This is a genomic window from Pedococcus bigeumensis (genome assembly GCF_006438965.1).
Lineage (GTDB): Bacteria > Actinomycetota > Actinomycetes > Actinomycetales > Dermatophilaceae > Pedococcus > Pedococcus bigeumensis_A.
Window position 1 is genome coordinate 434,752 of sequence record NZ_RCZM01000003.1, and the last position, 16,510, is coordinate 451,261.

A 16,510-nucleotide genomic window follows, 5' to 3' on the forward strand; every position below is an offset into this window, starting at 1 on the left:
CCCTTAACTGGGATGTAGTTGATCGACTACATAACAGCATGCGGCTCCAGCTCCTGTCCAGACGCATCCGCACACGCATCAGCACAGGAGAAGACCTTGACCCGCACGACTGGACGACCCGCACGCAGGACACTGAGCGTCAGCCCCTCCCAGGTCCGCGCGCTGATGGACCGTCAGATCGGACACTACGAGGAGCCCGACGAGGACTCGGCCCCCTCAGCGCCTCAGCCCGCACCTAGCACGGACTCGCTGATCGACGGAGATCGTTCCCAGCCAACTGACAACCCGTCCACGATTGCCCTGCGAACTGGCGCCGCTCGCAAGGACCCCCTGCGCGCCGAAGCGCTCAAGATGTTCCAGCCGAAGATTCCCCTCGCCACGGCGCGAGAGATTCGAGAGGCGGTCGTAGGGCAGATCATGCTCGTGCCGTTCGAGTCGGTGCGCTCCGACCGGACCATGTGCTCAGTCCTCTATCGCTTCGCGGACTACGTCTACTCGCGCACCGCGACGTTTGACCCCGACAAGCACCTGACGGAATCGATGATCGGGCACTACCTCAAGGACCGCGAACGGGAACTGAAGATCTCATCCCAGCGGACTCACCGCAGCACCCTCCTGCGCATCCGCGAAGGACACCCGGACAAGCCGCGCCCCCAGCGCATCCCGCGTCAGGCCCCGGCGCTCCCGTACACCCAAGAGGAGTGGAACAACCTGCGCCGGAAGGTCCGGGAACTCCTAGACCCGGACCTCAAGGGCCAGTTGACCATGCTGCTCGACCTCACCGGAGAGGCCGGTCTGCGCTCGCAGGAGGCGATCCGAGCGACCGGCCAGTGGATCGTCTTGGTCGACGGCGTGACGGTCATCCGGATTCCCGACAAGAACGGTGAGTTCCGGGACGTACCGATCTTCGGGCTTGTTGGTGATCGGCTCTACCGGTTCCGTGGCTCCAAGGACTACTTGCTGGCCCCGCACCTCAACGCACGAGCCAACGTGATGACAAAACTGCGACTCCGTGCAGAGCCCCATGCAGGTCTGGCCGACATCAACCCGATCCGCGCTCGGAACACATGGCTCGTCCATCTGCTCACCCAGCGAGTCCCCTCCAACGTGATCTGGGCGGTCGCCGGTGTGCAGCCCGGCGCGGGAGGCCACACCATCAGCGACCTCATGACCCATGCCCCAACGCCCGACTCGCGCACGATCGTGCGCGACCTCAACTACGCCCGCACTCGATAAGGACTCCACCGTGATCAACAGCCTGGGAAACCGCGTACGACCGACAGACACCGCGGCGGTGCTGAAACTCACCGCCCGCATCATCGACGAGTCCGGAATCGTCCAGACCCTCGAATCTGCAGCCAAGACCAAGGGCCCCGCGGGAGCTCCTCCGCGATACGGCCAGTACACCGCTCGGGGCGTGCTCATCGCCATGTTCCACGCGGTTTTCGCTGGCCGTCCCGCATCACTCGCTGAGGTATGCGCACTCATCTGGACCGACTACACCGACGATCAACTGAAGTTCATCGGCATGCCCGACATTCGAACCACAGAGCGCCTCGCTGTCCTCACTGCGGACGCGGCGGCCTGGCGCAACGAGCACCAGAGGCTCTGGCAGTTCGTGCGGCGGATGCTCGACCCCATGGACGACACGCCACGGGCAGCCAACGCACGCACCGGCCGAACCGCGAGCAAGGCGGCCCAGCAGAAAGCCGCGATCACCATGGCACCCCAGACAGAACTGCGTCGCAAGGTGCTCAATGACCTCATCACCGCCACCATCGACCGCTCGCTTCTCGATGACTGGAAGGGCGACTTGGCTATCGACGAACACGTCGTCCATGTCTCGAAGGCCTTCACCAACTACTACGACGACAAAGGCATGAAGGCCTCCGCAACGCCCATGGCCAACTTCTACAAAAAGCAGAACCGCGTTGGGGCGGGCTGGTCCGTCGGACTCACCCGGGCGGTCGCCACTTCCCGGCCCTATGGCAGGCGAGTGCCGACTGTCTGCGTGGCACTGGACATCAACGGCTCTTCACCTGGAAGCGCTGAGGCGGCCAAGCGCTGCCTCGACCAGTTCAAGTCCAGCCCGATTCGACCGACGAAGGGACGCAACGACCGAACCCATCTGGTCACCGACCAAGCCTATTCGCGCACGACCCTCTTCAACGCTGATGTCCTAGAACGCGGCTACACGCTGCTCATGCATTACCCAAACGACGCGCGAATCCGGCTCCTCCACGACCTCGGACGGGTCATCGACCCGGAAGAAACCGAACCCGGACCCTTCATGTACCGCGGAACGATCCTCTGTCCTGCCGCAGCACACCTTCTCCGACAGGCTGGTCCCGAGGCGCCCACCCCTGGCGACACACCCCAGCACGCGGCGCGATTCAACGAGCACCAAGAGGCCCTGCGTCATTGCGAGATGCCGCTCAATGGACTCCCGCAAGTCACCATCAATCGCGCCCCTGGCCGTCCAAGCAAAACCACGACGGCCGAACCGGAGCGGGTGATCAAACTACGAGTTCAGTGCCCCGCGGCCAAGGGAAAAGTCCGCTGCGCGATCCGATCTGCGATCCAGGGCGACGGGTCATTCGAGGACCCGGCGACGCAACGCCTCCCCGATCTCAGTGGCAGCGCACCGATTGAGCAGTGGCCATTGGTCTGCGAGAACGCCAACACGACCATCGTGCTCACCCCACGGCAGTTCACCCAGTACCAGCCCGTGATGGAAGGCTCGTGGGAGCACCAGGACTGGATGTCGTGTAACCGTTCGCGCGACGAGGGGTTCAACAGCGTCCTGACTTCCACCGAGGGCGGCAACCTTCAGGACCGGAGTGTCTACGGGCGACGCAACCCGATGGTCAGCCTGACTATCGCGTTCTCGGTGGCACGGGCGAACATCAAGATTCAGGAGCGGTGGCGCGAAGCCGTTCGCAACAACGGAGGCGTCGCACCGAACGAGCCACGAGTTGGCCAGGAGGGCAATCACGACGGGCGTGTCGCGGCAGCCTGACCGGTCGAAACGCAGGAGGGGCAGGACCCAGAAGGGGTCCTGCCCCTCCTGCGCGCTCTAACCATGTGATCGGGATTTGAACCTGAAATCGCGCCGTCCCACGTCGAGCTGTGTCACGTCGACCGTCCAACGCCCAGTCCGGACACGCAGGCATCCGAGCTCCGCGGACCGTCCGTCATAGCGCGCTGTAGGCCCTCCCGTTGGACGGTCTGAGCTCCCCGGAAACCCTGTGAACCATCCCCGCATAACCCTGTGATCCGCCCCGACAAGTGTGGAGCGCCACCTGCAACTTTGAACCACCCACACAACGAAGCAGGACCCCCGACGCTTTGTCGGGGGTCCTGCTTCGTGTGGCGACCCGGTGGATCGCGAAGCCAGAACCCGGTCGGGTGCCGGCAAAGCCGCAGGTCAGGGCGCTGCGCCGGACTGCGGAGTGGGCTGATCCGACATAGCCTGACGTCAGCGGACCCATCCGCCGCACCGTCAAGGAGGACGCCATGAGCACGACCCCTGAACCGGCCAACCCGGAGCCGACCCCACGATCTGACGTGGCCGCCGAGACCACTGACACGGCGAAGCCGCCCGTCGACGAGACCGAGACCGAAGCCGCCGAGTCGCCCGAGACATCCCAGGTCGACGAGGCAAGCACGAGTCGGGACGAGGCGGACGACAGCCCCACGGAAGCTCAGGACCGTTCCGAGTCCGACCCTGACTCGGACACTGACTCCGAGACCGAGTCGGCCGCCGCGGACGACTCAAAGTCCGCGTCCGACGCCGAGGCCGACTCGAAGGACGAGGGCGACTCCGACGAGGATCGGCAGCGGGCCGCCGAGGAGTTTGCGGCCGAGCACGACCCGGCCAACCACGACATCGCCGCCGGCGAGGAGTTCCGGCAACCCGGGGACTGGACCGCCGAGGACGGCGGACCGCAGGTCTGGGACTCCGAGGGCAACCTCAGCTCCGAGGACGACAAGGACGAGGGCAAGGATAACGCCAAGGACAACGACAGCGAGAGCGAGAGCGACGCTGCTGACGCCCAGGACCAGCCAAGTGCCGACTCGTCGGGCAACGGTGGACGACGCGTCTCCGAGCTCGAGGAGGTCAGGGACGGCGGCTACAGCGTGGGGTCGGCCGCGACGATCCACGACGGCGCGATGCCCTTTGGCCACCCGGTGAAGGCGTGGGAGGACACCAAGACGTTCGTGACGGAGGACCACGACCACTACGAGGAGGCGGAGCCCCACGTGTGGTTCGCGGACGCCGAAGCGGCGCAACGGGCTGGCTTCCAGCCGGCCGACTGACACGCTGCCGGAGCTGACAGGCACCGGGACTGACAAGCGGCCGGGGTCACCACAAACGTGGCGGCCCCGGCCGATGTCGGTCAGGTCCTCGACGCAGGCGGGCGTCCCCTGCGGTCAGTCCTGGTGCAGGGCGTAGGTCAGCACGGCGTTGCCGGCCGGCGTGACCTGGCTGCGGACCAGGTCGAGCCGGGTGACCGGGACGGACTCGTCGAACAGCCGTCGCCCGACCCCAGCCACGGGGTGCGTCGTCAAGGTCAACTCGTCGATCGCGCCGGCGAGGAACAGCGACCGGGTGGTGTCGATGCCGCCCACGACGGAGATGTCACCACCGTCGGTCTCCTTCAGCGCGCGGACGTAGTCCGCTGGGTCGCCCTCGATGACGGTGCTGTTCCAGCCGAGGTCGCCGGAGCGCGTCAAGGACACGACGTGCTTGCGCACCGGGTTGATGAACTGGCCGAACGGGTCGTCGGCACCCGCGGACTGCCAGTACTCCGACCACTCGTCCCACAGCTTGCGGCCGATCACCACGTCGGTGACCCCGCCGATCGCCGCGCCCATCATCTCCATCTCCTCCGGCCCGAACCGGTCGAACTGCCACTCGTTGGGCGACTCCACGACGCCGTTGATGGAGTTGAACAGGTGGGCGGAAACTTTTCTGGCCATGGTCAAAGCCTTTCGCACGAGGGTGCCGCTGTCGAGAGCCGCTTGTGACGGTTGAGACCAGGACCCCGCGCGGAACTCATCGCCGCACTATCGTCATCCCATGCAGCCGAGCACCTTCACCCTGGCCACGGCCGACGGCACGCAGCTGCACGTCAACCGGTGGCTGCCCGACGGCCCGCCGAAGGCAGTGGTGCAGATCGCGCACGGCATGGCCGAGCACTCGGACCGCTACGCCCGGTTCGGCGAGCGGCTGACCGAGGCCGGGTATGCCGTGTACGCCAGCGACCACCGCGGCCACGGCGGCACTGCCCGGACGCCGCACGAGGCCGGTTACCTCGCCGACGACCACGGCTGGGACACCGTCGTGGACGACATGCACCTCGTGACCGAGCACGCACGGGAGGAGAACCCGGGGCTGCCGTTCTTCCTCTTCGGCCACAGCATGGGGTCCTTCCTCAGCAGGTCCTACGTGATGCGGTTCGCGGGAGACCTCGACGGTGTGGTCCTGTCCGGCACGGCGGGCGACCCGGGGGCGCTCGGCAAGGTGGGTCTGGCCCTCGCGACCTCTCAGGCCAGGCTCCGCGGCCGTCGCCACCCGAGCGGCCTGATGGACCAGCTGACCTTCGGCCAGTACGGCGCGGCGTTCAAGCCGAACCGCACCAAGTTCGACTGGCTGTCCCGCGACGAGGCCGAGGTCGACAAGTACGTCGCCGACGAGCGCTGCGGCAACGTCTTCACGGCCGGCTTCTTCGTCGACCTGCTCGGTGGGCTCGGCACCATCAACTCGGACTCCGCGGTCATGCGGGTCCCCAAGAACCTGCCGATCCACCTCGTCTCCGGCTCGCTCGACCCGGTCGGCGCCAAGGGCAAGGGCGTCCAGCAGGTCGCCGACCAGTACCGCCGGCTCGGGGTGCAGGACGTGAGTGTGAAGCTCTGGCCCGAGGCCCGCCACGAGGTCCTGAACGAGACCAACCGCGACGAGGTCATGGACGAGGTCGTCGACTGGCTCGACGCGCACCTCCCCACAGCTGGCTGACCAGTCGACAGTGCATGACGCGCTGATCACCCGACCTACCCGTCAGCGTGTCGTGCCCACTCGACTGCGGGTGGCGGCGACGCGGCATACCGCAGCGGTTGGAAACTCGTCGAAAGAACGGCCCGCGACGATGTCGAGAACCCGGCGCCGGCTCCGTCCTGGGGGTGATGGCGGCCAGAATGGCAGCCACGGACGAAGGAGACCACGATGGCGAAGTACCTGTTGCTGAAGCACTACCGGGGCGGTCCCGAGCGCAGCCCCCAGGGCTGCATCCCCATGGACCAGTGGACGCCTCAGGAGATCTCGGACCACATCGGGTTCATGCACCACGTCGCGGACACCCTGCGCGAGCGGGGCGAGTTCGTCGAGGGCGAAGGGCTGTCGCCCGACGGGGCGTTCGTTCGTTATGACGGCGAAGGCAAGCCGCCGGTGACGGACGGGCCGTTCGCGGAGACCAAGGACCTCATCGCCGGCTGGATGGTGATCGACGTCGACTCGGTCGACCGTGCCCACGAGGCGGCGGCCTTCCTGTCTTCGGCCCCCGGGCCGGGCGGTGTCCCGCTCAACGAGTGGATCGAGGTCCGGGCGTTCATGGCCGAGCCGCCCGTCATCACCGAGTGACTGGCCAGGAAGACACGGCCGCCTCGGCCGACTCGGCCGCCTCGGGCGACGGCGCGCCGGTGCACGACCTCGCCGAGCTGCTCAAGCAGCTCGGACCCCAGGTGCTCGGCATCCTCGTCCGCCGCGGAGCAGACTTCGCGGCGGCCGAGGACGCCGTGCAGGAGGCCCTCGTCGAGGCGTTCCGGCGCTGGCCCAATGACCAGCCCGACGAACCCAAGGCGTGGCTGGTGACGGTCGCGTCCCGCAAGTACGTCGACGCCGTGCGCTCGGAGGTGGCCCGTCGCCGGCGCGAGGAGCGGTTCCACGAGGAGCCGGATCAGGGCGCGACCGAACAGGCCGACGACACCCTGCTCCTGCTCTTCCTGTCCTGCCACCCGGCGCTCCCCCCGGCGTCGGCGGTGGCGCTCACCCTGCGTGCCGTGGGGGGTCTGACCACGCGCCAGATTGCGCAGGCCTACCTCGTTCCCGAGGCGACCATGGCCCAGCGGATCAGCCGGGCCAAGCGCACCATCTCGGGGGAGCGGCTGACCCAGCCCGGCGACCTCGGCGTGGTGCTGCGGGTGCTCTACCTCGTCTTCAACGAGGGCTACACCGGGGAGGTCGACCTCGCGGCGGAGGCGATCCGGCTGACCCGGCAGCTGGCCAGGACCTCCGACGAGCCGGAGGTGGCGGGCCTGCTGGCGCTGATGTTGCTGCACCACGCCCGTCGCGCGTCCCGGCGCAACCCCGACGGCCAGCTCGTGACGCTGGCCGACCAGGACCGGTCGTTGTGGGACACCGCCACGATCGCCGACGGCGTCCGGATCCTGCAGACCGCGTTGGCCAAGGACCGGCTTGGCGAGTTCCAGGTCCAGGCTGCGATCGCGGCCCTGCACGCCGACGCCCGGTCGACGGCGGAGACCGACTGGACGCAGGTCCTCGAGTGGTACGACGAGCTGGCTCGCCTCACGGACAGTCCCGTCGTCGCCCTCAACCGCGTGGTCGCGCTCGGCGAGGTGGACGGTCCCCTCGCCGGCCTCAAGGCCCTCGCGAGCGTGGACCCTGGCGTACCCCGCCACGCCGCGGTCGCGGCCTACCTCCACGAGAAGGCGGGCGACCTCGCCCAGGCACGAGACCTGTATGCCGTGGCGGCCCGGGCGGCGACCAGCACGGCGGAGCGCGACCACCTCACCCGACAGGCAGCGCGGCTTCACACCGACGGGACGTGACAGCCGCGGAGTCCTTCGCCGGGGGGTCTCAGCCGGCTCAGCCGCCGCGCCGCCTGAAGACGGCCTGGCTGCCGCCGATCACCTCTTGGGAGTGGTGCGTGAACCGGTAGACCTGGTGGTCGTCGATCGAGTCCCACCCACGGTCACGGGGAGGCACCTCGTCCTCGGCCCCGTCCGCCGGTGGTTCCCACGCGGCATACGCGGCCTCGTCCCACGTCATGGCTGCGACCACGGTGGCATGGACCCGCACCTGCAGGGACGTGGGCAGTGACTCGAGCACCTGACCCGATCGCCGGCGTTCAGCGGCGACGACCAGGCGAGCCAGCGCGGGGATGTCGTCCGGCGTCAGGCGGATGCCGGCCATCGTGTGGTCCTGGACGGCCGCGACCACGGCCGCGCGGTCGGTGGCGCTCAGCACGCCGAAGGCCCACTCGTGCGCCGCGCGTAACGCCGCACCCTCCGCGGTCCCGACGAGGAAGGCGTAGCGACGCGCGTCCCGCTGCGGTGCCATGACCGGAGGCTAGGACCAGACCACAGTCTGTGGTGCGGTCGTGACCGACTCGTTGCGGACGCGTGACCGGGCGGCGATCGGAGCCCGGTCACGCGACCACCCTGCCGACCCGTGCGTCAGGCCTCGTCGTTCAGCCCCGGCGGCGGAAGAGGCCCTTGCGCCGAGCCTCGCCGGTCCCCACGCGGAAGCCGTGCATGGGGACGTCGAACGGGTCGAGGAGCTCGCCGATCTCGCGCTGCACGGCATCGTCCGGGGCGCCCTCGCCGGAGCTGCCGAACATCCAAGCCATCGCGGCCTCCCCGAGCTCCAACGGGTGGAACAGGTGCGGGTAGTCGTCGAGCTCGTCGTGTTCCCCGGCCCAGTAGTGAACCTCGAACGGCAGGGGTTCTCCGACTGCGTCCGTGGCCACGGTCGCAGGGTCCTTGTCCGAGTAGACGTCCAGCGCCCGCACGATCCGGCCGGTCTCGTCGTGGACCTCGAACTGGCACAGGTCGACCACGCTGTGGATGTTGAGCTCCCACGACATCAGGCCGGCCTGCGCGGCGGCGGCCGAGAGCCGGTCGCGATGTTCGCCCAGCACCGGCCCGCCACCGAAGACGGTGGTCGGTCCGAAAGTCGCGACGTAGAGCTGCGCCTCGCCGGGATACCCACCCTCGAACAGGTCGGCGGTCCCCAACGACTCAGCGACCACGCCGGGATACCACCGCTGGGCAGCCTCTGCGGCGGCCTCCGGGCCACCCTCGGCGTGCGCGACCAGGTCCAGCCTTGGCACACCCGGCCCCACGGCATACAACGACGTCTTGAAACCCACGACCCCTCCATGTCTGTGCCGGCTGCACCGTCTCGTCGGGCGCCCCCACCGGCCTGGACGGACACGGTAGCGATCCGTGCCGGCCCTCGGGCGGTCTCTGACAGACTCGGAACCATGGACCACGGGGCATCATCGTCGGACTTCGCGTCTGCCTACCGCCACGGCTTCGCGCGGGTCGCAGCCTGCACGCTGCCCGTGGCCGCGGGTGACCCGGCCCGCAACGCCGCGGCGATCGTCGAGCAGGTGCGACTTCAGCACGCAGACGGCGTCGCGGTGGCTCTGTTCCCCGAGCTGAGCCTGTCCGGCTACGCCATCGATGACCTCCTGCTCCAGGACGTCCTGCTCGACGAGGTCGACCGCGCGGTCGTCACCGTGGCGGCCGCGACCAAGACGCTGCTTCCCGTGGTCGTGGTGGGCGCCCCACTGCGGCACGGCAACCGCCTGTTCAACTGCGCCGTCGTCATCCACCGCGGCGAGGTCCTCGGTGTCGTGCCGAAGTCCAACCTGCCCAACTACCGCGAGTTCTACGAGAAGCGGCACTTCGCGGCCGGCGATGACACCCGCAGCGACTGGTTCCACGCGCCGCACTGGCCCGGTGCCGACGAGGAGGGCGACCTGCCCTTCGGCCCTGACCTCATCTTCGAGGCCGACGACCTCCCCGGCCTGGCCGTCCACGTCGAGATCTGCGAGGACATGTGGGTGCCGGTCCCGCCGAGCGCCAAGGCCGCGCTCGCCGGAGCCACCGTGCTGCTCAACCTCTCGGCCTCCCCCATCACGGTCGGGCGCGCGGAGGACCGCCACCTGCTCGCCCGTTCCGCGAGCTCGCGGTGCAACGCGGCCTACCTGTATGCCGCCGCGTCGGCCGGGGAGTCCACCACCGACCTGTCGTGGGACGGCATGACGATGGTCTACGAGATGGGCGACCTGCTCGGCGAGAGCGAACGCTTCCCTGACGGCGCGCGGGCGACGGTCGTCGACGTCGACCTGGACCGGTTGCGGCAGGAGCGGATCCGACAGGGGTCGTTCGACGACAACCGTCGTGCCGAGCGGGTGGACGCGGCCGACGGTTCGGACTTCCGAACGCTCGGGTTCGCGCTGAAACCACCGTCGGGTGACATCGGGCTGCGCCGCAAGGTGGACCGGTTCCCCTTCGTGCCTGATGACGAGGACCGCCTCGCGCTCGACTGCTACGAGGCCTACAACATCCAGGTGTCCGGGCTCGAGCAGCGGCTGCGCGCCATCGCCACCGACACCTGGCAGCCGAAGATCGTCATCGGTGTCAGCGGCGGCCTCGACTCGACGCACGCGCTGATCGTCGCCGCCAAGGCGATGGACCGACTGGGCAGGCCGCGCACCGACATCGTCGGCTTCACGATGCCGGGCTTCGCCACGAGCGCGGGCACCAAGAGCAACGCCATCCACCTGATGGAGTCCCTCGGCATCACGTGGGAGGAGCTGGACATCAAGCCGGCCGCCACCCAGATGCTCAAGGACCTCGGCCACCCGTTCGGTCGTGGCGAGGAGGTCTACGACGTCACCTTCGAGAACGTCCAGGCCGGCCTGCGCACCGACTACCTCTTCCGCGCCGCCAACCAGCGCGGTGGCATCGTCCTCGGCACCGGCGACCTGTCCGAGCTCGCGCTCGGCTGGTGCACCTACGGCGTCGGCGACCAGATGTCGCACTACGGCGTGAACAGCGGCGTCCCGAAGACGTTGATGCAGCACCTGATTCGCTGGGTCGTCAGCAGTGGCCAGTTCGACGACACCAACAGCGGCGGCGACGTCAACGGCACGCTGACCGAGATCCTCGACCAGGAGATCAGCCCCGAGCTCGTCCCGGCCAAGGCGGGCGAGAAGATCCAGTCCACCGAGGACTCGGTCGGGCCCTACGCGCTGCAGGACTTCACGCTCTACCACGTGCTCCGGCGCGGCTACCGCCCCAGCAAGATCGCCTTCCTGGCCCGGCACGCCTGGTCCGACGCCGAGACCGGCGAGTGGCCGGCGGGCTACCCCGAGAGCCGCCGCACGGCATACGACCTGGCCACGATCCGGCACTGGATGGAAGTCTTCGTGCAGCGCTTCTTCAGCAACCAGTTCAAGCGCTCCGCCCTGCCGAACGGTCCGAAGGTCGTTGCGGGAGGCTCGCTTTCGCCTCGCGGCGACTGGCGTATGCCGTCCGACGTCACCTCACGCGCGTGGCTCGAGGAGCTGCGCGCGAACGTGCCCGAGCGCTAGACGCGGGCCCGCGACCCCGGCCGTACTGCCGCTGCCGGACTGCGCTGTCACCCGCGGATGCGAGAGTAGTGACGTGGCCATCACGGTCGACGACGTGCGTCGCATCGCGGCGCCGCTTCCGCGCGCCTACGAGGTGCTGGTCCGCGACCGGGTGAAGTTCCGGGTCGGGAGCATCGTGTGGCTGGCTTTCTCGCGCGACGAGACCCAGATGGGCTTCGCCTTCCCTCGCGAGGAGCGGACAGCCCTGGTCCAGTCGGAGCCCGAGATCTTCTTCATGCCGGGACAGGTCGACCTGCGGTACCAGTGGGTCGAGGCGTGGACCGCGGCCCTCGAGGTCGACCGCCTGACCGAGCTGGTGCTGGATGCCTGGGCGATGGTGGTGCCCAAGTCGGTGTCGGCTCCCTACTTCGCGAGCCTGGGAGCGGACCGCTGACGGATCAGAGCAGCCCGGTGACGATCCACTCGCAGGCCCGGTGGAAGGCCTCCCACGGGTCGGTGCCCAAGGTGGTCGTGAACGTGTCGCGGTGCCGGCCCTGCGGGTCGTAGAGCACGGCGTACCACTCCTCACCCCGGCCGCCGACCGACAGCGACGCCCGACGCACCAGGGTGCACGACGCCACCTCGACGACCATGGCGCTCTGGGGGTGCATCTCGCGCCGCACGCTGAACGCGTGACCGGCGACGATGTCAGTGCACCGGGCGGCCTCGGCAGCTCGTGACCTGGCCCGGTCGTACCCCGCCTGGGTGGCGTTGTGCAGCGACAGGGCCAGCGCGGACCGCGCAGGTGACACTCCCGAGACGCTGCAGGCGCGAGAGGCGTCGCTCATCGCGGCCTCCCGCTCCATCCAGGCCCGGGTCACATCGGCGGCGAGCTGGTCGCGCGCCGTGGGTGAGGCGTTGGCGACGTACCACGCGTTGTCGTAGAGACGCTCGATGACCGTCATTGACGGACCCCCTGCACAAGAGCCAACCGGTGGAAGAAACATGATGGCCGGCTCGCACTTTCGGACGACTTTCCGGCAATCACCATCGTCGGGCCAGCAGTACTACGACACATCCGGCAGTGGAGGGCACCTGTTCTCCATCACGAGGACGAGACAACCCTTGCGAATGCTGCCGTTTGGCTCCGAGAACCCACGCGCGCCCCCGACGGGCGATGGGGTGGCGCCAGGCGCGTCGTCGGCGCATAGTGGAACCGGCGGTGTGGCAGGTGACCACGACCGCGCGCTGGGAGATGCGATGAGCCGCGAGACGACCGTTCCCGACCTGGTCCCCGTGCTGTCCGCCGGGCGACACCGCAACCCGCGCAAAGGCGCCTGCTTCATGGAGATGGCCTCGTTCCTCGCGGGTGAGCGCTGGAGCGACCACCCGTCGTGCACCCACCCGCTGCTGGCCTCGCTCGCCCGACTGGTCAACGACTCGCTCGGCGATGCCGACCGGCCCAGGCTGGTCACCCTCATCCCCGACGTGGTCGGGCTCACCGGGACCAACCTCGACCTCGACGTGGTGATCGCAACACGCGCAGCGGCGGCAGCGCTTCCGGTGGCTCCGTCCACCCGCCAGAACGTGCTCGCGGTCGGGCTGCTCACCACCCAGCGGTTGGCTGCGAACCGGCCCACGGTGCGCTCCGAGGTGGACGCGTTGTGCCGCGCTGCCTTCGCCTCAGCACCCGATGCCCACGCCTGGGCCGAACGCTATGCCCGCGACGTCGTCGTCAGCGAGCGGACCTACCGCCGTCAGACAGCACCGCACACGGTGGCCTACGCGGTCGAGGGCATCGCGGTGGCCTGCGTCGACGACGTCGCCGACCGGCTGGTCAGCCTCCTCGAGCAGACCGTGGCCGACGTCGCCACCCGGGTCGAACGCATCGGCGCACCGGCACCGACGGCGCGCGCGAGGGCCCTCACCCGCTGAGTCGGACCCGCCACGGACCGGGCTGCGGCTCAGCCGGGCAGGGCGACCTCCACAAGCAGGGCGTGGTGGTCGGATGCAGCGGATCGGATCACCTGCGCCGACACTGCCCGCACTCCCCCGCCCACCCACACGTAGTCGATGCGGCGTGGCGGCGGCTGCACGTCGAAGGTGTACCCGGCGCCTTCCCCGAGGACGGTCCAGGCATCCGTGAGCCGCCCCGCCAGGCAGGTGTATGTGGTGGAGCCGGGGGTCGTGTTGAGGTCACCGAGGAGCACGGTCGGCCGCTCGTCGAGGGTGGCCACGATCGCCTCGGCCTGCGTGGTGCGTTCGGTCTCGGTGTCCCACTGCAGGTGGGTTCCGAGCACGCGCAGGGCGGTGCCGTCCACGTCGAGGCTGGCCTCGAGCAGGCCGCGCTGCTCGCTGCCGGGGAAGCACGGGAGCAGGGTGTTGGCCACGCCGTCCAGGGGTTTGCGGCTCAGCAGGGCGGTGCCATACTGCGCCCGCGGCGCTCCTGGGTGAGCCGGCGCGTCGTCCAGGTTCGCGGCATACGCGAGGTGGCAGCCGAGCCGCTCGGCGAGGACGCCCGGCTGGTCCTCGAACCGGCTCAGGGCGCGACGGTGGCGATCCACCTCCTGCAGCGCCACGAGGTCGGCACCGCTGGCCGCGATGACGTCGGCGATCCGGTCAAGGTCGAGGACGCCGTCGAGCCCGACGCCGCTGTGGATGTTGTAGCTGAGGACGGTGAGCGTCATGGAGCGCTGGACCAGACTTCAGCGGGGTTGGCGCCGGAGCAGCGGGGGCAGGTAGGCAGCGCCCGGAGCGTCTGGGGTGGACGCGGCGCGATCGGAGGGGTTGGAGATGCCGCACTGCTTGAGGGACAGGCAGCCGCACCCGATGCAGGAGTCGAGCTTGTCCCGCAGCGCCTCCAGCGCGGCGACCTGCTCGTCGAGCCGGGTCCGCCAGTGCGCCGAGATCCGGTGCCAGTCGGACTTGGTGGGCGTGCGGTTGGCGGGCAGGTTCGACAGCTCCCGACGGATCTCGTCCAGGGTGAGCCCGACGTTGCCTGCGGCCCGGATGAAGGCCAGTCGGCGCAGCACGCTGCGGGCGTAGCGCCGTTGCCCCCCCGACGTCCTGGATGCCTCGATCAGGCCTTCCCGCTCGTAGTAGCGCAGCGCCGAGGCCGCGAAACCGCTGCGGTCGGCCACCTCGGACACGGTGAGCACGTCGGTCGTGTCCACGGTTCTCCCGTCTGTGGTCGATGATCGCTTGACTTCAAGTTGACTTTAACTTTGATGATGTCTCCATCAGACGAACATCGCAACTGGAGGCACCATGCACACCGCCCTGATCACGGGTGGCTCGGCCGGGCTCGGCCTGGCCCTCGCCCGCGACCTCGCCGCCAACGGCTGGCACGTCGTCGTCGACGGCCGGGACGCCGCCCAGCTGAAGCAGGCCGTCGGGACCCTCGACGGCGCGGTCACCCGGGTCGCCGGAGACGTGACCGACCCTGCCCACCGTCAGGCGCTGGCCGCCGCGGTGACCTCGACGGGACGGCTGGACCTGTTGGTGCACAACGCCAGCACCCTCGGCCCGACTCCCCTCCCGCCCCTTGCCGAGGTCAGCCCCGACGACCTCGACGACGTCTGGCTCACCAACGTCGCGGCACCCGTCGCTCTGACCCAGCTGCTGATCCCGGCGCTGCGCGCCTCGGGCGGTGTCCTCGTCGGGATCTCCTCGGACGCCGCCGTGGAGCACTACGAGGGCTGGGGTGCGTATGCCGCGTCGAAGGCGGCGCTCGACCAGGTCACCCTGACGATCGGGGCGGAGAACCCGCAGATCTCGGCGTACGCCATCGACCCCGGGGACATGCGAACCGCCATGCACCAGGCGGCCTTTCCCGGCGAGGACATCAGCGACCGCCCGCTTCCCGAGACGGTCGTGCCGGCGATCCGCACGCTGCTGCACCAGCGGCCGGTCAACGGCCGCTACCGTGCCGCGGACTTCGCGCCAGCAGCCCCGACGAGTGCGGCCCACCAGGAGGTGTCGGCGTGACCCGGCTCTCCGTCGCGCCGCTCACCCACTTCGCCAGCCCGGACGACACCACGGCACCGGCTCCGCCGGAGGAGCGCGGCGTCGCCAGGGACGAGGTGCGGATGATGGTGGCCACGGATGAGGGAGTCGCACACGCGCGCTTCCGGGACCTGCCGGCATACCTCGCTCCCGGTGACCTGGTTGTCGTCAACAACTCCGCGACGCTCGCAGCGGAGTTCGACGCCGTGCTTCGTGGTCGCGGACCGGTCCTCGTGCACGCCGCGACCCGGCTCGACGACGGCACCTGGGTGGTCGAGCTCCGCACTGCGCCGGACGCGTCGCGCGGCATTCTGGACGCGCAGGCCGGTGAAGAGCTGGAGCTGCCGGCCAGTGGCCGGATCACGCTGCTGGCGCCCTACCCGCGTGCCGACTCCTCCCCCACGGGCAACGGCAACCGGCTCTGGCGCGCGGCCGTCCGCGGTCCGCGCACGCTCGGGCAGCACCTGGTGCGCTACGGCCGACCGATCGCGTACGGCTACCTCGACCGGAGCTACCCGCTGGCGGCCTATCAAACCGTCTTCGCCACTCGGCCGGGCAGTGCCGAGATGCCCAGTGCCGCAAGACCTTTCAGCCAGGAGCTGGTCACTCGACTGGTCGCCACGGGGATCGGCATCTCGGCAGTCACCCTGCACACGGGAGTCTCCTCCCAGGAGGCCGGTGAGGCGCCGCAATCAGAGTGGTTCGAGGTGTCGGCGACGGTGGCCCGGCTGGTCAACGCCACCCGCGCGGAGGGTGGCCGCGTCGTGGCCGTCGGCACGACCGTGACCCGGGCCCTCGAGTCGGCGGTCGACGGCGGCGACGGTCACGGCGCCGCGCAGCTCACCGCGAGGTCGGGGTGGACGTCCCGCGTCGTGTCGCGCGATGACCCGCCCCGGGTGGTGACCGGGCTGGTCACCGGATGGCACAACCCGGGGGCATCGCACCTGCTCCTCGTCGAGGCCGTGGCCGGCCAGGGACTGACCCAGCGGGCCTACGACGAGGCTGCCCGGGGCGGCTACCTCTGGCACGAGTTCGGCGACTCCGCCCTCCTGCTGCCCACTGGACCCGGCCGGACTGGGTGAATCCGGCCTGCCGGAGGCGGACCGGAGCGGATCTGCCTA

Annotated in this window: 17 protein-coding genes; 11 read left to right on the plus strand and 6 right to left on the minus strand. The window is 69.5% G+C overall.

Going from position 1 to position 16,510, the window contains the following annotated elements; genetic code table 11:
* The first annotated feature begins 96 nt into the window (after nt 1-96).
* From EAH86_RS10460 to EAH86_RS10470, 3 genes are all read left to right on the plus strand, one after another.
* Nucleotides 97-1,236: a hypothetical protein gene (locus EAH86_RS10460; protein ID WP_140740183.1), complete on the plus strand. Its 1,140-nt coding sequence runs from the start codon at nt 97-99 to the stop codon at nt 1,234-1,236.
* 10 nt (nt 1,237-1,246) lie between these two features.
* Nucleotides 1,247-3,019: a hypothetical protein gene (locus tag EAH86_RS10465; protein WP_140740185.1), complete on the plus strand. Its 1,773-nt coding sequence runs from the start codon at nt 1,247-1,249 to the stop codon at nt 3,017-3,019.
* A 497-nt stretch (nt 3,020-3,516) separates the two neighbouring features.
* The gene (locus tag EAH86_RS10470; protein ID WP_140740188.1) at nt 3,517-4,320 is read left to right on the plus strand and encodes a hypothetical protein; all 804 of its coding nucleotides are present in this window, start codon (nt 3,517-3,519) and stop codon (nt 4,318-4,320) included.
* A 114-nt stretch (nt 4,321-4,434) separates the two neighbouring features.
* Here EAH86_RS10470 and EAH86_RS10475 read toward each other — a convergent pair whose 3' ends face one another.
* Entirely contained in the window at nt 4,435-4,983 is a 549-nt protein-coding gene (locus EAH86_RS10475) for a dihydrofolate reductase family protein (protein WP_140740191.1), read from the minus strand.
* A 100-nt stretch (nt 4,984-5,083) separates the two neighbouring features.
* Here EAH86_RS10475 and EAH86_RS10480 point away from each other — a divergent pair, with 100 nt between their 5' ends.
* The 3 genes from EAH86_RS10480 (at nt 5,084) to EAH86_RS10490 (ending at nt 7,848) form a co-directional block, all read left to right on the plus strand.
* On the plus strand, nt 5,084-6,019 hold the full coding sequence (locus tag EAH86_RS10480) for an alpha/beta hydrolase (protein ID WP_140740194.1): 936 nt from the start codon (nt 5,084-5,086) through the stop codon (nt 6,017-6,019).
* Nucleotides 6,020-6,226: 207 nt separating this feature from the next.
* Nucleotides 6,227-6,640, plus strand: coding sequence for a YciI family protein (locus tag EAH86_RS10485; RefSeq protein ID WP_140740197.1), 414 nt, complete (start codon nt 6,227-6,229; stop codon nt 6,638-6,640).
* Between the two features lie 59 nt (nt 6,641-6,699).
* Nucleotides 6,700-7,848, plus strand: coding sequence for an RNA polymerase sigma factor (locus EAH86_RS10490; protein ID WP_140740785.1), 1,149 nt, complete (start codon nt 6,700-6,702; stop codon nt 7,846-7,848).
* A 37-nt stretch (nt 7,849-7,885) separates the two neighbouring features.
* On the opposite strand, the gene EAH86_RS10495 is transcribed toward EAH86_RS10490, so the two are convergent.
* Complete coding sequence (locus tag EAH86_RS10495) at nt 7,886-8,359, minus strand: hypothetical protein (RefSeq protein WP_140740200.1); 474 nt, start codon at nt 8,357-8,359, stop codon at nt 7,886-7,888.
* 130 nt (nt 8,360-8,489) lie between these two features.
* The gene (locus tag EAH86_RS10500) at nt 8,490-9,170 is read right to left on the minus strand and encodes a DUF6928 family protein (RefSeq protein ID WP_140740203.1); all 681 of its coding nucleotides are present in this window, start codon (nt 9,168-9,170) and stop codon (nt 8,490-8,492) included.
* A 114-nt stretch (nt 9,171-9,284) separates the two neighbouring features.
* Between EAH86_RS10500 and EAH86_RS10505 the strand changes: the two genes are divergently transcribed.
* Both EAH86_RS10505 and EAH86_RS10510 read left to right on the plus strand, forming a co-directional pair.
* Nucleotides 9,285-11,405 carry an NAD(+) synthase gene (locus EAH86_RS10505; protein ID WP_140740206.1) on the plus strand — a complete coding sequence of 707 codons (2,121 nt, stop codon included), beginning with the start codon at nt 9,285-9,287 and terminating at the stop codon, nt 11,403-11,405.
* Nucleotides 11,406-11,478: 73 nt separating this feature from the next.
* A complete protein-coding gene (locus EAH86_RS10510) occupies nt 11,479-11,838 on the plus strand; it encodes an MmcQ/YjbR family DNA-binding protein (protein WP_140740209.1) in 360 nt (119 codons plus the stop codon).
* A gap of 4 nt (nt 11,839-11,842) precedes the next feature.
* Here the strand turns inward: EAH86_RS10510 and EAH86_RS10515 are convergent, their stop codons facing one another.
* Nucleotides 11,843-12,349 carry a hypothetical protein gene (locus EAH86_RS10515; protein WP_140740212.1) on the minus strand — a complete coding sequence of 169 codons (507 nt, stop codon included), beginning with the start codon at nt 12,347-12,349 and terminating at the stop codon, nt 11,843-11,845.
* A 295-nt stretch (nt 12,350-12,644) separates the two neighbouring features.
* Between EAH86_RS10515 and EAH86_RS10520 the strand changes: the two genes are divergently transcribed.
* Nucleotides 12,645-13,319 carry a hypothetical protein gene (locus EAH86_RS10520; RefSeq protein WP_140740215.1) on the plus strand — a complete coding sequence of 225 codons (675 nt, stop codon included), beginning with the start codon at nt 12,645-12,647 and terminating at the stop codon, nt 13,317-13,319.
* A gap of 29 nt (nt 13,320-13,348) precedes the next feature.
* On the opposite strand, the gene EAH86_RS10525 is transcribed toward EAH86_RS10520, so the two are convergent.
* Nucleotides 13,349-14,071, minus strand: coding sequence for an endonuclease/exonuclease/phosphatase family protein (locus EAH86_RS10525; protein WP_140740218.1), 723 nt, complete (start codon nt 14,069-14,071; stop codon nt 13,349-13,351).
* 18 nt (nt 14,072-14,089) lie between these two features.
* Nucleotides 14,090-14,557, minus strand: a complete 468-nt coding sequence (gene soxR / locus EAH86_RS10530) for a redox-sensitive transcriptional activator SoxR (RefSeq protein ID WP_140740221.1) — start codon at nt 14,555-14,557, stop codon at nt 14,090-14,092.
* Between the two features lie 94 nt (nt 14,558-14,651).
* Here soxR and EAH86_RS10535 point away from each other — a divergent pair, with 94 nt between their 5' ends.
* Both EAH86_RS10535 and EAH86_RS10540 read left to right on the plus strand, forming a co-directional pair.
* The gene (locus tag EAH86_RS10535; RefSeq protein WP_140740224.1) at nt 14,652-15,371 is read left to right on the plus strand and encodes an SDR family NAD(P)-dependent oxidoreductase; all 720 of its coding nucleotides are present in this window, start codon (nt 14,652-14,654) and stop codon (nt 15,369-15,371) included.
* Nucleotides 15,368-16,471, plus strand: a complete 1,104-nt coding sequence (locus EAH86_RS10540; RefSeq protein WP_140740227.1) for an S-adenosylmethionine:tRNA ribosyltransferase-isomerase — start codon at nt 15,368-15,370, stop codon at nt 16,469-16,471. Before EAH86_RS10535 ends, EAH86_RS10540 begins: the two co-directional genes overlap by 4 nt.
* Nucleotides 16,472-16,510 lie beyond the last annotated feature (39 nt).